Source organism: Pseudomonas sp. UM16, assembly GCF_050312595.1.
Classification (GTDB): Bacteria; Pseudomonadota; Gammaproteobacteria; order Pseudomonadales; family Pseudomonadaceae; genus Aquipseudomonas.
This window is the reverse complement of the sequence record NZ_JBNPJT010000004.1, coordinates 296,525-308,893: the sequence shown is the minus strand read 5'-3', so window position 1 is coordinate 308,893 and position 12,369 is coordinate 296,525. Positions and strand designations below refer to the sequence as shown.

At 59.0% G+C, this 12,369-nt stretch carries 16 protein-coding genes; 11 read left to right on the top strand and 5 right to left on the bottom strand.

The genetic code is table 11. The features are described from left to right. Positions 1-6 precede the first annotated feature (6 nt). Positions 7-564 (bottom strand): L,D-transpeptidase family protein, encoded by a 558-nt coding sequence (locus ACQRAX_RS06840; RefSeq protein ID WP_412037847.1) that lies wholly within the window; start codon positions 562-564, stop codon positions 7-9. A gap of 19 nt (positions 565-583) precedes the next feature. Then, positions 584-1,138: an NUDIX hydrolase gene (locus ACQRAX_RS06835; RefSeq protein ID WP_412037848.1), complete on the bottom strand. Its 555-nt coding sequence runs from the start codon at positions 1,136-1,138 to the stop codon at positions 584-586. Positions 1,139-1,270: 132 nt separating this feature from the next. On the opposite strand from ACQRAX_RS06835, the gene ACQRAX_RS06830 reads away from it, so the two are divergent. The 5 genes from ACQRAX_RS06830 (at position 1,271) to purT (ending at position 4,447) form a co-directional block, all read left to right on the top strand. Further along, positions 1,271-1,870, top strand: coding sequence for a CoA pyrophosphatase (locus ACQRAX_RS06830; protein WP_412037849.1), 600 nt, complete (start codon positions 1,271-1,273; stop codon positions 1,868-1,870). Between the two features lie 43 nt (positions 1,871-1,913). After that, complete coding sequence (locus tag ACQRAX_RS06825) at positions 1,914-2,438, top strand: gamma carbonic anhydrase family protein (RefSeq protein WP_412037850.1); 525 nt, start codon at positions 1,914-1,916, stop codon at positions 2,436-2,438. After that, positions 2,438-2,638 (top strand): DUF1289 domain-containing protein, encoded by a 201-nt coding sequence (locus ACQRAX_RS06820; protein ID WP_412037851.1) that lies wholly within the window; start codon positions 2,438-2,440, stop codon positions 2,636-2,638. The genes ACQRAX_RS06825 and ACQRAX_RS06820 overlap by 1 nt, the downstream gene beginning before the upstream one ends. A 63-nt stretch (positions 2,639-2,701) precedes the next feature. Beyond that, positions 2,702-3,169 (top strand): VUT family protein, encoded by a 468-nt coding sequence (locus ACQRAX_RS06815; RefSeq protein ID WP_412037852.1) that lies wholly within the window; start codon positions 2,702-2,704, stop codon positions 3,167-3,169. Positions 3,170-3,265: 96 nt separating this feature from the next. Next, complete coding sequence (gene purT / locus ACQRAX_RS06810; RefSeq protein ID WP_412037853.1) at positions 3,266-4,447, top strand: formate-dependent phosphoribosylglycinamide formyltransferase; 1,182 nt, start codon at positions 3,266-3,268, stop codon at positions 4,445-4,447. Between the two features lie 55 nt (positions 4,448-4,502). Here the strand turns inward: purT and ACQRAX_RS06805 are convergent, their stop codons facing one another. From ACQRAX_RS06805 to ACQRAX_RS06795, 3 genes are all read right to left on the bottom strand, one after another. Further along, positions 4,503-5,807 carry an MFS transporter gene (locus ACQRAX_RS06805; RefSeq protein ID WP_412037854.1) on the bottom strand — a complete coding sequence of 435 codons (1,305 nt, stop codon included), beginning with the start codon at positions 5,805-5,807 and terminating at the stop codon, positions 4,503-4,505. Positions 5,808-6,073: 266 nt separating this feature from the next. Next, positions 6,074-7,285, bottom strand: a complete 1,212-nt coding sequence (locus ACQRAX_RS06800; protein ID WP_412037855.1) for a transporter associated domain-containing protein — start codon at positions 7,283-7,285, stop codon at positions 6,074-6,076. 13 nt (positions 7,286-7,298) lie between these two features. After that, on the bottom strand, positions 7,299-8,111 hold the full coding sequence (locus tag ACQRAX_RS06795) for a cytochrome C assembly family protein (RefSeq protein ID WP_412037856.1): 813 nt from the start codon (positions 8,109-8,111) through the stop codon (positions 7,299-7,301). 196 nt (positions 8,112-8,307) lie between these two features. Here ACQRAX_RS06795 and ffh point away from each other — a divergent pair, with 196 nt between their 5' ends. From ffh to ACQRAX_RS06765, 6 genes are all read left to right on the top strand, one after another. Further along, the gene (ffh, locus tag ACQRAX_RS06790) at positions 8,308-9,684 is read left to right on the top strand and encodes a signal recognition particle protein (protein ID WP_412037857.1); all 1,377 of its coding nucleotides are present in this window, start codon (positions 8,308-8,310) and stop codon (positions 9,682-9,684) included. A gap of 236 nt (positions 9,685-9,920) precedes the next feature. Then, complete coding sequence (gene rpsP, locus ACQRAX_RS06785) at positions 9,921-10,172, top strand: 30S ribosomal protein S16 (protein WP_045189508.1); 252 nt, start codon at positions 9,921-9,923, stop codon at positions 10,170-10,172. A 5-nt stretch (positions 10,173-10,177) separates the two neighbouring features. Continuing rightward, the gene (gene rimM, locus ACQRAX_RS06780) at positions 10,178-10,714 is read left to right on the top strand and encodes a ribosome maturation factor RimM (protein WP_412037858.1); all 537 of its coding nucleotides are present in this window, start codon (positions 10,178-10,180) and stop codon (positions 10,712-10,714) included. A 3-nt stretch (positions 10,715-10,717) separates the two neighbouring features. Beyond that, positions 10,718-11,470: a tRNA (guanosine(37)-N1)-methyltransferase TrmD gene (gene trmD / locus ACQRAX_RS06775; protein WP_045189511.1), complete on the top strand. Its 753-nt coding sequence runs from the start codon at positions 10,718-10,720 to the stop codon at positions 11,468-11,470. Positions 11,471-11,512: 42 nt separating this feature from the next. Further along, positions 11,513-11,863, top strand: a complete 351-nt coding sequence (gene rplS / locus ACQRAX_RS06770; protein WP_128322500.1) for a 50S ribosomal protein L19 — start codon at positions 11,513-11,515, stop codon at positions 11,861-11,863. A gap of 93 nt (positions 11,864-11,956) precedes the next feature. After that, positions 11,957-12,364, top strand: a complete 408-nt coding sequence (locus ACQRAX_RS06765; protein ID WP_412037859.1) for an acyl-CoA thioesterase — start codon at positions 11,957-11,959, stop codon at positions 12,362-12,364. Positions 12,365-12,369: the final 5 nt, after the last annotated feature.

Below are 12,369 nucleotides of genomic sequence, written 5' to 3'. Positions count from 1 at the left end.
CAGGCGTCAGGGGCGAATTTCGATCATCGTACCGTCGGGCACCAGATTCCAGACCTCGCGCATGTCGCTGTTGGTCATGGCGATGCAGCCTTCGGTCCAGTCCAGGGTATGGAACACCTCTTCCGGGTACTCTTCATCCAGAGGCGTGCCGTGAATCATGATCATGCCGCCAGGTGGCACGCCCTCGCGTCGAGCCCGCGCCGAGTCGCTGATGTTGGGGTAGGACACATGCATGGCCAGGTTGTAGCGATCACTCTGCTTACGCCAGTCGATCCAGTACAAACCTTCGGGGGTACGCTTGTCACCCTCGCGCAGCTTGGCGCCCTTGGGCTGTTTGCCCAAGGAAATACGGTAGGTTTTCAGTGGCGTGCCACCACTGATCAATTGCAGGCGTCGCTCAGACTTGATCACCAGAATTTTTTCGATCGCTGAGGCTTGTTGCCGTTTAAGCTGCAGAGGTGAAGGCGCAGCCTTTTCAATAGGTCTGGTCACGATCGTTTCGGTAAACGCTGCCTGGGACACCGAAGTCATACCGAGGCAGAAAAGGGCAAACAACCAGCGCATGAAACAATATCCCTGAAAGCTAGGTGTTGAGTGACGAGGCGAGCAAAGGTGGCAAACACTCGTTGCCAATCGGGTAGTGCTGCTCGATGCGGTCACGATAATAGCATTCTAGGGTACGAGTGACGGTCCGGAAAGCCAGCTCATCCCACGGGATTTCACTTTCATCGAAAAGTTTCACTTCCAGGCTCTCGACCCCAACGGCGAAGTCGAGGTCGGCAAGCTCGGCGCGAAAGAACACATGCACCTGGTTGATGTGCGGTAAATCGAACAATTGGTACAGGCTCATCTGCCCGACGCGGGCACAGGCTTCTTCGACCGTTTCACGACGGGCGGCCTGTTCCAGGGTCTCGCCGTTCTCCATGAAACCGGCAGGCAGGGTCCAGTAGCCCCGGCGTGGCTCGATGGCTCGGCGGCACAACAAGACCTGACTGCCCCAGGTCGGCAGCACTCCGGCGACTATATTGGGGTTCTGGTAATGAATGGCCTGACAATGGTCACAGACATAGCGCAGGCGCGTGTCGCCCTCGGGGATACGCTGATTTACCGGATTACCGCACGCGCTGCAGAATTTCATGCTTTTATTCCTATAGGTTGCATCTATCTTGGCGCGACTTTCATCGCCGCTGCAAGCCGGTTCACCTCAGGGCTTGGGCGGCTCGCGGCTTTGGTGCATCATGCAGGTCGGTCTTTGAATCGAGAGAGAGCAATGCTGGACGAGCTACTTCGCCGCGTGAGCAGTCATACGCCGGGCACCCTGGAAACCGATCGTCGTTTCCCCGAGGCCGCAGTGTTATTGCCGATCACCCGCAGCGAAGCGCCTGAGCTGGTATTGACCTTGCGCGCCAAAGGTTTGTCGACCCACGGTGGCGAAGTGGCCTTCCCTGGTGGTAGGCGCGACCCGGATGATCCCGATCTGGTGTTCACTGCCCTGCGCGAGGCTGAAGAGGAAATTGGCCTGCCGCCGGGGCTGGTCGAGGTCATCGGCCCGCTGAGCCCGCTGATTTCGTTGCATGGGCTAAAGGTGACGCCGTTCGTCGGCTTGATTCCCGATTATGTCGAGTACCAGGCCAACGACGCTGAAATCGCTGCAGTGTTCACTGTGCCGCTGGAGTTCTTCCGCCAAGACCCGCGTGATCACACGCACCGCATCGATTACCAGGGGCGCAGCTGGTATGTGCCCAGCTACCGCTTCGGCGAATACAAGATCTGGGGGCTGTCGGCGATCATGATCGTCGAGTTGGTCAACTTGCTTTACGATGCCGATATCAATCTGCACAAACCGCCTGAACGCTTCATTCCAATTTGAGCGGGCGCACCCGCCACCCTTGTCGTACCGTGAGGAACCACGCATGAAATACCGATTGGGCGACCAGCGAGTCGAAACCCATCCACGCAGCTGGGCGGCGCCCACTGCCACACTGATTGGCAAAGTCCGTCTGCAGGCGGGGGCCAGTGTCTGGTTTGGCGCGGTGTTGCGTGGTGACAACGAGCTGATCGACATCGGTGAGAACAGTAACGTCCAGGACGGTACCGTGATGCATACCGACATGGGCTCACCACTGACCTTGGGTAAGGGCGTGACTATCGGTCATAACGCCATGCTCCATGGTTGCAGTGTCGATGACTACAGCCTGGTCGGTATCAATGCGGTGATTCTCAACGGTGCCCGTATCGGCAAGTACTGCATCATTGGCGCCAACACACTGATTCCCGAGGGCAAGGAGATTCCAGACGGCTCGCTAGTGATGGGCTCGCCGGGCAAGGTGGTGCGCGAACTGACCGACGCACAAAAGAAAATGCTCGAAGCCAGTGCTGCGCATTACGTGCATAACGCCGAGCGCTATGCTCGCGATCTTGCACCGCAGGAGGACTGATGAGCAGCAGTGAGCGTCCGGTCGCTTCGCCTTGCGTGCATATCTGTGCTTTGGACGAGGCCGACATTTGCACTGGTTGTCAGCGCAGCGCCGCAGAAATAACGCGCTGGGGCCGAATGGACAACACCGAGCGTCGTCAGGTGCTGAAACTGTGCCACGAGCGGGCAGTGGCAGCGGGTCTGATCTTCAGCGTCAGTTGATCTGGCGCTTGGCCACAGGCGGCCGCTGAAGTACCCTGTAGGGCTTGTCCAGCGGTCGATTCCATGCCTTTTCTGATTGCTTACATCAGCAGCGTTGTGCTGATCAACTACGCCTTTTCCAGCGCCCCCCACCTGGATGTCATCTGGTCCGCCTGGGGTGGGCTGGTGTTTATCCTGCGCGACATGGTGCAGACCCGCTTTGGTCACGGTGCCTTGGTCGCGATGCTGGTGGCACTGGTGCTGTCTTATGTCACTTCCGAACCTGCCATTGCCTTGGCCAGCGCTACTGCGTTCGCTGTCTCAGAGCTGATTGACTGGCTGGTCTTCAGCATCACCAAGCGCCCCCTGCATGACCGTCTGTGGTTGAGTTCGGCGCTGAGCATTCCTATTGATACCTTGATCTTCTTCGGCATGATTGGTGCCTTGACCCCGGCAGTGGTCGGCACTGCGCTGGCCTCCAAGTTTGTCGGGGTAACAGCGGTGTGGCTGATCATGGCCTGGCGTTTGCGCAAGCCTGCCATTGCCGGCTAAGGCCCATTGGCTCGGTTCATGTAAAATGGCGCCGCTTTTCACTGGATCGCTCCGTGTAGGGGGCGGCCCTGGATTCCTTCCCTCTGAGGACCTGAAATGACCCGTATCGGAACCCCATTGTCGCCAACAGCGACCCGCGTACTGCTCTGTGGCTGCGGTGAGCTGGGCAAGGAAGTGGTGATCGAACTGCAGCGCCTAGGCGTTGAGGTGATTGCCGTGGACCGCTACGCCAATGCTCCGGCCATGCAGGTCGCCCATCGCAGCCATGTGATCAACATGCTCGACGGCGCCGCCCTGCGCGCAGTGATCGAAGCGGAGAAGCCGCACTACATCGTGCCGGAGATCGAAGCTATCGCCACCGCGACCCTGGTCGAGCTGGAAAACGAAGGCTTCACTGTGGTGCCAACGGCACGCGCTGCGCAGTTGACCATGAACCGCGAAGGCATTCGTCGTCTGGCTGCCGAAGAGCTGGACTTGCCGACTTCGCCGTATCACTTTGCCGATACTTTCGAAGAATACAGCAAGGCGGTCGAAGACCTCGGCTTCCCGTGCGTGGTCAAGCCGGTGATGAGTTCCTCGGGCAAGGGCCAGAGCCTGCTGCGCAGTGTTGACGATGTACAGCAAGCCTGGGACTACGCGCAGGAAGGCGGGCGTGCCGGCAAGGGCCGGGTGATCATCGAAGGGTTCATCGATTTCGATTATGAAATCACCTTGCTGACCGTTCGGCATGTTGGCGGTACTACCTTCTGCGCACCAGTCGGGCATCGTCAGGAGAAGGGTGATTACCAGGAGTCCTGGCAGCCGCAGGCCATGAGTCCGGTAGCCCTGGCTGAATCCGAGCGCGTAGCCAAGGCGGTCACCGAAGCCCTAGGTGGGCGTGGCCTGTTTGGTGTGGAGCTATTCGTCAAAGGTGATCAGGTGTGGTTCAGCGAAGTTTCGCCGCGCCCGCATGACACCGGCCTGGTGACCCTGATCTCGCAGGACCTGTCGCAGTTCGCTTTGCATGCGCGTGCGATTCTTGGCCTGCCGATTCCGCTGATCCGCCAGTTCGGTCCGTCCGCTTCGGCGGTGATTCTAGTTGAAGGTCAGTCGCAACAGACCGCTTTCGCCAATCTCGGCGCTGCCTTGAGCGAGCCAGACACCGCCATTCGGCTGTTTGGCAAACCGGAGGTCAACGGTCAACGGCGCATGGGTGTGTGCCTGGCACGTGACGAGTCGATCGAGGCCGCACGGGCCAAGGCGACCCGCGCCTCGCAGGCAGTCAAGGTAGAAATCTGATAGCGGTTAGCTGCAAGCTACAAGCAAATAGGTGTTAGCTTGTAGCTTGTAGCTTTCAGAGCTCCAAATGACGAGTCTCTTTCAGGAACAGCACGGCAATCAGGCTGAGCAACGCCGCCGCCGAGACATACCCGCCAACCCAGCTCAAGCCCCCCATCGCCACCAGTTTCTGGGCAAAGAACGGTGCCGCTGAGGCCCCGACAATGCCGCCCAGGTTATACGCCGCTGACGCGCCGGTATAACGCACGTGGGTCGGGAACAGCTCAGGCAACAGCGCACCCATCGGGGCGAAGGTCACCCCCATCAAGAACAACTCGATGGCCAGGAACAGCGCCACGCCGGCCGTCGAACCCGAGGTCAGCAAGGGCTGCATGGTGAAGCCCGAGAGGATCGCCAGCACCGCGCCAACGATCAGCACTGGCTTGCGCCCGTAACGGTCGCTGAGCCAAGCCGACAGGGGTGTGGCCAACGCCATGAACAGCACCGCGAAGCACAGCAGGCCGAGGAAGGTTTCGCGGCTGTAGCCCAGGGTCGATACGCCATAACTGAGCGAGAATACCGTGGAGATGTAGAACAGTGCATAGCACACCACCATCGCGGCGGCGCCCAGCAATACCGGCATCCAGTACTGCGAGAAGAGTTCGACCACCGGCATTTTCACCCGCTCGTGGCGAGCCATGGCTTTGGCAAACACCGGGGTCTCTTCCAGCTTGAGGCGTACATACAGGCCAACCATCACCAAGGCGGCGCTGAGCAGGAACGGGATGCGCCAACCCCACTCACGGAACTGTTCGTCGCTGAGCATCATGGCCAAGGTCAGGAACAGTCCATTGGCAGCGAGAAAGCCAATCGAGGGGCCCAACTGCGGGAACATGCCGAACCAGGCGCGTTTGCCCTTGGGGGCGTTTTCGGTGGCCAGCAGTGCCGCGCCGCCCCATTCACCGCCAAGCCCCAGGCCTTGGCCGAAACGCAGTACGCAGAGCAGAACCGGTGCCCAGGCGCCAATGCTGTCATAGCCCGGTAGGACGCCGATCAGTGTGGTGCACACCCCCATCAGCAGCAGCGAGGCGACCAGGGTCGATTTGCGCCCGATGCGGTCACCGAAGTGGCCGAACAGTGCCGAACCCAGCGGTCGGGCGAGGAAGGCGATACCGAAGGTGAGAAACGCCGAGAGCATCTGCGCAGTACCGGAGGTCTGCGGGAAGAACACCGGACCGATCACTAGCGCTGCGGCGGTGGCATAGACGTAAAAGTCGTAGAACTCGATGGCAGTGCCAATAAAACTGGCGGTGGCCACTCGCGCCGGCGAATTGCCGGGGCTGGTCTGTTCCGTATCGGAGTAGGTGCTGCTGGTTGTCATGCGATGATCCCTGACAGTCGAGTGCTCCATGGGCATTGCTGCTGTCCTTTACGGGCAGGCATCAGCAAGCAGGTGCCGAAGCGTATTGTTGTTGGTCGCGTGACTGAGCATACGCCCGTTGGGGATAGGGGCGGCGCGGGCAATGTTCGGGGTGTGAAACAGTGCAGGTTGTGCGCGCAGTATTCAGTGGTGCGGACTGGCCGTGGAGCGCTGGGTGCGGGTAGCGGGCGTGACGGCTGGGCTGGGTAAGCGTGACCTGAGTATAGCTAGCGAGTCACGGTCCAGACCAGTATGCGGCTGGCACAATTGTCTTCTGTTTCGAGGATTTCCAGGCGATAACGACCGATTTTCAGGCATACCGCACTGGCTGGAATACTTTCCAGCGCTTCGGTGACCAGGCCATTGAGAGTCTTGGGGCCGTCGCTGGGCAGGTGCCAGCCGAGGCTGCGGTTGAGTTCGCGAATCGACACATTGCCCTCGATGACGAAGCGACCATCGGCTTGAGGGTGGATGTGCGGGTTGTCGAGGCTGTGTTCGTCTTCGAATTCGCCGACGATCTCTTCGAGAATGTCTTCCAGGGTGACGATGCCTAGCACTTCGCCGTATTCGTCGACCACCACGCCGAGGCGTCGTTGCTGTTTGTGAAAGTTCAGCAGTTGCAACTGCAGTGGCGTGCTTTCCGGAACAAAGTAAGGGTCGTAGCAAGCTGCCTGTAGCGTTGCGCGGGTCAACTCGGCCTTGGGTAGCAGGTGGCTGATCAGTTTGGTGTTGAGGATCGCTTCGACTTGATTGATGTCGCTGTGATAGACCGGCAGGCGAGTGTGGCGGCTGATGATCAGTTGCTCGATGATCTGTTCGATCGAATCGTCAAGGTTGATGCCGTCGACGTCGCTGCGCGGCACCAGGATGTCATTGACGGTGATCTTGTCCAGGGCCAGCAGGCTCTCCGGCAGGTTCAGGCGGTGGTCGGCCTGGTGATCATCGTTATCGTCTTCGCTGCCATCCAGTTCGTGCAGGGTCACGGCATGTGGCTGAGCGCGGAACGGACGTAGTAGCACGCGGGCGCAGCCATCGAGCAGCCAGGCCAGTGGCTGGAGCAACTTCAGCGGTGCTTTGAGCAGGCTGTTGCCCAAGCCAATGAATGTTTGCGGGTTGCGTCGGGCCAATTGTCGCGGCAGGTATTCAGTCAGCACCAGCAGTAGGGTAGCCGCACCAAGCCCGGCGAGCCAAAAGCCCTGTTCGCCGTTGTAGCGCAGGCCGAGCAGGCATGCCAACGCCAGCACCAACAATTTACCCAGGGTCGAGCACAGCACCAGTGACTGTGGCGCTACCGCCAGTTCCGGGTGTTCGTCAGTGAGACCGTTGCGCCGTGCGCCATTGAGTTGTTGCTGGGCGACGTCTACGGCGGTGAACAGCGCCGACCAGAGCAGGGCCAGTGCCAGAATACCAAGCAAGGGTCCTAACGGCAGTGCGTCCATTTACCTGTGCCCGTCAGATGTGCAGGATGAATTCGCGCACCAGCTTGCTGCCGAAGTAGGCCAGCATCAGCAGGCAGAAACCGGCAAGGGTCCAGCGAATCGCCTTGTGGCCACGCCAGCCCAGACGCGTGCGGCCCCACAGCAGCACGCTGAACACGACCCAGGCCACGCAGGCGAGCAAGGTTTTGTGCACCAGGTGCTGGGCAAACAGGTTGTCGAGGAACAGCCAGCCGGAAATCAGCGACAGCGACAGCAGCCCCCAGCCAGCCCAGAGAAAACCGAACAACAGGCTTTCCATGGTCTGCAGCGGTGGGAAGTTGCGGATCAGGCCGGAGGGGTGCTTGTGCTTGAGTTGATGATCCTGCACCAGCAACAGCAAGGACTGGAACACGGCAATGGTGAACAGCCCATAAGCCAGGATCGACAGCAGGATATGCGCCAGAATGCCCGGTTCTTCGTTGATCAGCGGTACCGTGCCTGATGGTGCGAATTGCGCGATCAGCGCTGTGGCTGCGCCCAGCGGGAACAGCAGCAGCAAGAGGTTTTCCACCGGAATGCGCAGGCAGGCCAGCAGGGTTAGGGCAATCACTGCCGTGGCGATCAGGCTGGCGGCGCTGAAAAAGTCCAGGCTCAGGCCCAGGGGCGTGAGCAGTTGCCAGCACAACGCGGTGCCCTGGGCGATGACCGCAAGCGCGCCCAGCAGCCCGAGCAGGCGTTTGTCGGCCTTGGCGCCTTGCGCCAGCCGGGAGCCGTGATAGAGGGTCGCGGCGGCGTACAGGCAGGCGGCGATCAGGTTGGGTAGCAAGCTGGGTGACAAAGGGAGCATAAGTCCTGTTAGGCAAGCCCGAAAAGAACTGAGTTTGGCATAGAACGCGCCTGCCAAGGAAGACTGCTAACCGACGGCGAGGTGTGCGCTGGCTCGAGTCTTCGTTATAATCGCCGGTCTGCCCCTGCCCAAGGCCCGTCGAACACGCCAGAGGCAGCTGATAAACCTCGGTTCTACAGAGCCTGAAAGGATCACCATGTTTGAAAACCTGACCGACCGTCTGTCACAGACGCTGCGCCATGTCACCGGCAAGGCCAAGCTGACCGAAGACAACATCAAAGACACCCTGCGTGAAGTGCGCATGGCGTTGCTCGAGGCTGACGTCGCCCTGCCGGTGGTCAAGGATTTCGTCAACAAGATCAAAGAGCGTGCGGTCGGTACCGAGGTGTCACGTAGCCTGACCCCGGGCCAGGCGTTCGTGAAGATCGTCCAGGCCGAACTCGAAGGCCTGATGGGCGCGGCCAACGAAGACCTGGCGCTCAATGCCGCGCCACCTGCGGTGGTACTGATGGCCGGTCTGCAGGGGGCGGGTAAGACCACCACTGCCGGCAAGCTCGCGCGTTTCCTTAAAGAGCGCAAGAAGAAGTCGGTGATGGTGGTGTCGGCTGACGTCTACCGTCCGGCGGCAATCAAGCAGTTGGAAACCCTGGCGGGTGATATCGGCGTTACCTTCTTTCCTTCCGATATCAGCCAGAAGCCAGTAGCGATTGCCGAAGCGGCGATTCGCGAAGCCAAGCTGAAATTCATCGACGTGGTTATCGTCGATACCGCCGGTCGTCTGCACATCGACGCCGAGATGATGACCGAGATCAAAGACCTGCACGCTGCGGTCAAGCCGATCGAGACGCTGTTCGTGGTCGACGCCATGACCGGCCAGGACGCCGCCAACACCGCCAAGGCGTTTGGTGATGCGCTGCCGCTGACCGGTGTGATTCTGACCAAGGTCGACGGTGATGCTCGTGGTGGTGCCGCCCTGTCGGTGCGCGCAATTACCGGAAAACCGATCAAGTTCATCGGTATGGGCGAGAAGAGCGAAGCGCTGGAGCCGTTCCATCCCGACCGTATCGCGTCGCGAATCCTCGGCATGGGCGATGTGCTCAGCCTGATCGAGCAGGCCGAACAGACCCTTGACAAGGAAAAGGCCGACAAACTGGCCAAGAAGCTGAAGAAGGGCAAGGGGTTCGACCTTGAAGACTTCCGTGATCAGCTGCAACAGATGAAAAACATGGGCGGCCTCGGCGGCCTGATGGACAAGCTGCCCAACATGGGCGGTGTCAACCTGGCGCAGATGGGTAATGCCCAAGGTGCAGCCGAGAAGCAGTTCAAGCAGATGGAAGCGATCATCAACTCCATGACCCCGGCCGAGCGCCGCGACCCTGATCTGATCAGCGGTTCGCGCAAGCGCCGGATCGCCATGGGTTCCGGCACCCAGGTGCAGGACATCGGTCGCTTGATCAAACAGCACAAGCAGATGCAGAAGATGATGAAGAAGTTTTCTGCCAAAGGCGGCATGGCAAAAATGATGCGCGGCCTGGGTGGCATGATGCCCGGCGGCGGCATGCCCAAGCTGTAACCCTATTCGGATCGTCGGCACGAATTTGCGCCGACAATCGGAACCCCGCCGTTGGCGGGACACTGTTGCCTTATATAAGGCAGCGTTATTCGCAAATCAGCAGGCAGGCCTTTTAGCATCAGGTAAAAAGGCATTTGCAAAAGTCCGGATATTCCTTGAGAATATGCGGCCTTTCGGGCACCCGTGTGCCCGCTGTGCATTATGATTTGCAGCACCGACTACAGGAACGATGTTCAATGCTAACCATCCGTCTTGCCCGTGGTGGCTCTAAAAAGCGCCCATTTTACACCCTGACCGTGACCGACTCGCGTAACCCGGTTACCGGTTCGCACATCGAGCAGGTTGGTTTCTTCAACCCTATCGCTCGTGGTCAGGAAGTTCGTCTGTCCGTTAAAGAAGACCGCGTTGCTCACTGGCTGAGCGTTGGCGCACAGCCTTCTGATCGTGTTGCCCAACTGCTGAAGCAAGCTGCCAAGGCTGCTGCCTGAGCAATATGAACGCGACGCCAGAAAGTGCTGACGATTTGATTGTTGTCGGCAAGATTTTCTCGGTTCACGGCGTTCGCGGCGAGGTGAAGGTCTTTTCCTTTACCGATCCGATTGAAAACCTGTTGGATTACCCTAACTGGACGCTTCGGCACGAAGGGAAGGTAAAACAGGTAGAGCTGGTCAGTGGCCGTTCCACTCAAAAGGATCTGGTCGCCAAGCTCAAAGGCCTCGACGATCGTGATGAAGCCCGTCTTCTGAGCGGTTATGAGATTTGTATCTCGCGAAGCCTTCTGCCCAACCTGCCTAGCGACGAGTACTACTGGTACCAGTTGGTAGGTCTGAAAGTCATCAACCAGGACGAACAGCTGTTCGGCAAGGTTGATCACCTGTTGGAGACCGGCGCGAACGATGTATTGGTGGTAAAGCCCTGCGCGGGCAGTCTGGATGATCGTGAACGCCTGTTGCCTTATACAGAGCAATGCGTGTTGAAGATCGACCTGGTTGCAGGCGAGATGAGGGTGGAATGGGACGCGGACTTCTAAGCAATGGCCAGCCTGCGCGTAGACGTCATCACGCTGTTCCCCGAGATGTTCTCGGCCATCAGTGAGTACGGCATTACCAGCCGAGCGGTGCGACAGGGGTTGCTGCAATTGACCTGCTGGAACCCGCGGGACTACACCACAGATCGTCACCATACGGTGGATGATCGGCCGTTTGGCGGTGGTCCGGGCATGGTGATGAAGATCAAGCCTCTGGAAGATGCCCTGGTAGCTGCCAGGCAGGCAACCGGAGAGGCGGCGAAGGTGATTTACCTGAGCCCGCAAGGCCGCAAGCTGAATCAGTCGGCGGTCAAAGACTTGGCGAGGCATGAATCGTTGATTCTGATAGCCGGTCGTTATGAAGGCATTGACGAGCGCTTTATTGAGGCTCATGTCGATGAAGAGTGGTCGATTGGGGATTATGTCCTGTCCGGTGGTGAGCTACCGGCGATGGTCCTGATTGATGCGGTTACGCGACTGCTGCCCGGAGCTTTAGGGCATGCGGACTCGGCGGAGGAAGACTCCTTCACCGATGGTCTGCTTGATTGCCCGCACTACACCCGACCGGAGGTGTATGCGGATCAGCGTGTTCCCGACGTGTTGCTTAGTGGCAACCATGCACACATCCGGCGATGGCGTTTACAGCAGTCCCTTGGGCGGACCTATGAACGACGCGCCGATCTTCTGGAAAGTCGCTCACTTTCTGGAGAAGAGAAGAAGCTGCTCACGGAGTATCTCCGAGAGCGGGACGATAGTTAACGTATCGATGGTAGATCCGACGATTTACCTTAGGAGCACAGCATGACCAACAAAATCATTCAGCAGATCGAAGCTGAGCAGATGTCCAAAGAGATCCCGACCTTTGCCCCGGGCGACACCGTTGTCGTTCAGGTGAAAGTGAAGGAAGGCGATCGTTCGCGTCTGCAGGCTTTCGAAGGCGTTGTCATCGCCAAGCGTAACCGTGGTCTGAACAGCGCTTTCACTGTTCGCAAGATCTCCAACGGTGTTGGTGTTGAGCGTACTTTCCAGACCTACAGCCCGCAAATCGACAGCCTGGCCGTGAAACGTCGTGGTGACGTGCGTAAAGCCAAGCTGTACTACCTGCGCGACCTGTCCGGTAAAGCCGCTCGCATCAAGGAAAAACTGTCCTGATGACAGTTTGACCGGTGGCTGCGGCCGCCATGCGAAAAAAGCAGCCTTCGGGCTGCTTTTTTGTTGTCTGTAATTTGTCCCTAATGTGAGTTTATGAGCCCCAGAGAGCAGGAAATCGAACGCCGTACCGAACTGTCGGTGACCCGCGTTACCAAGGCGGTATTCCCGTCCACCACCAATCATCACAACACCTTGTTCGGTGGTACCGCCTTGGCCTGGATGGATGAAGTGTCGTTCATTGCCGCCACGCGCTTTTGTCGTTTGCCGTTGGTAACCGTGTCCACTGACCGGATCGACTTCAAGCACCCGATTGCCGCCGGTTCTATTGTCGAGCTGGTAGGGCGGGTGGCCACCGTGGGTAACACCAGCCTCAAAGTTGAAGTTGAAGTGTTTGTCGAAAGCATGAGTTGCGACAGCCGCGAAAAGGCCATCCATGGCCTGTTCAGCTTCGTTGCCATCGATGCAGACAAACGCCCGGTGCCGGTTCTGCCGGGGTTCTGAATAAC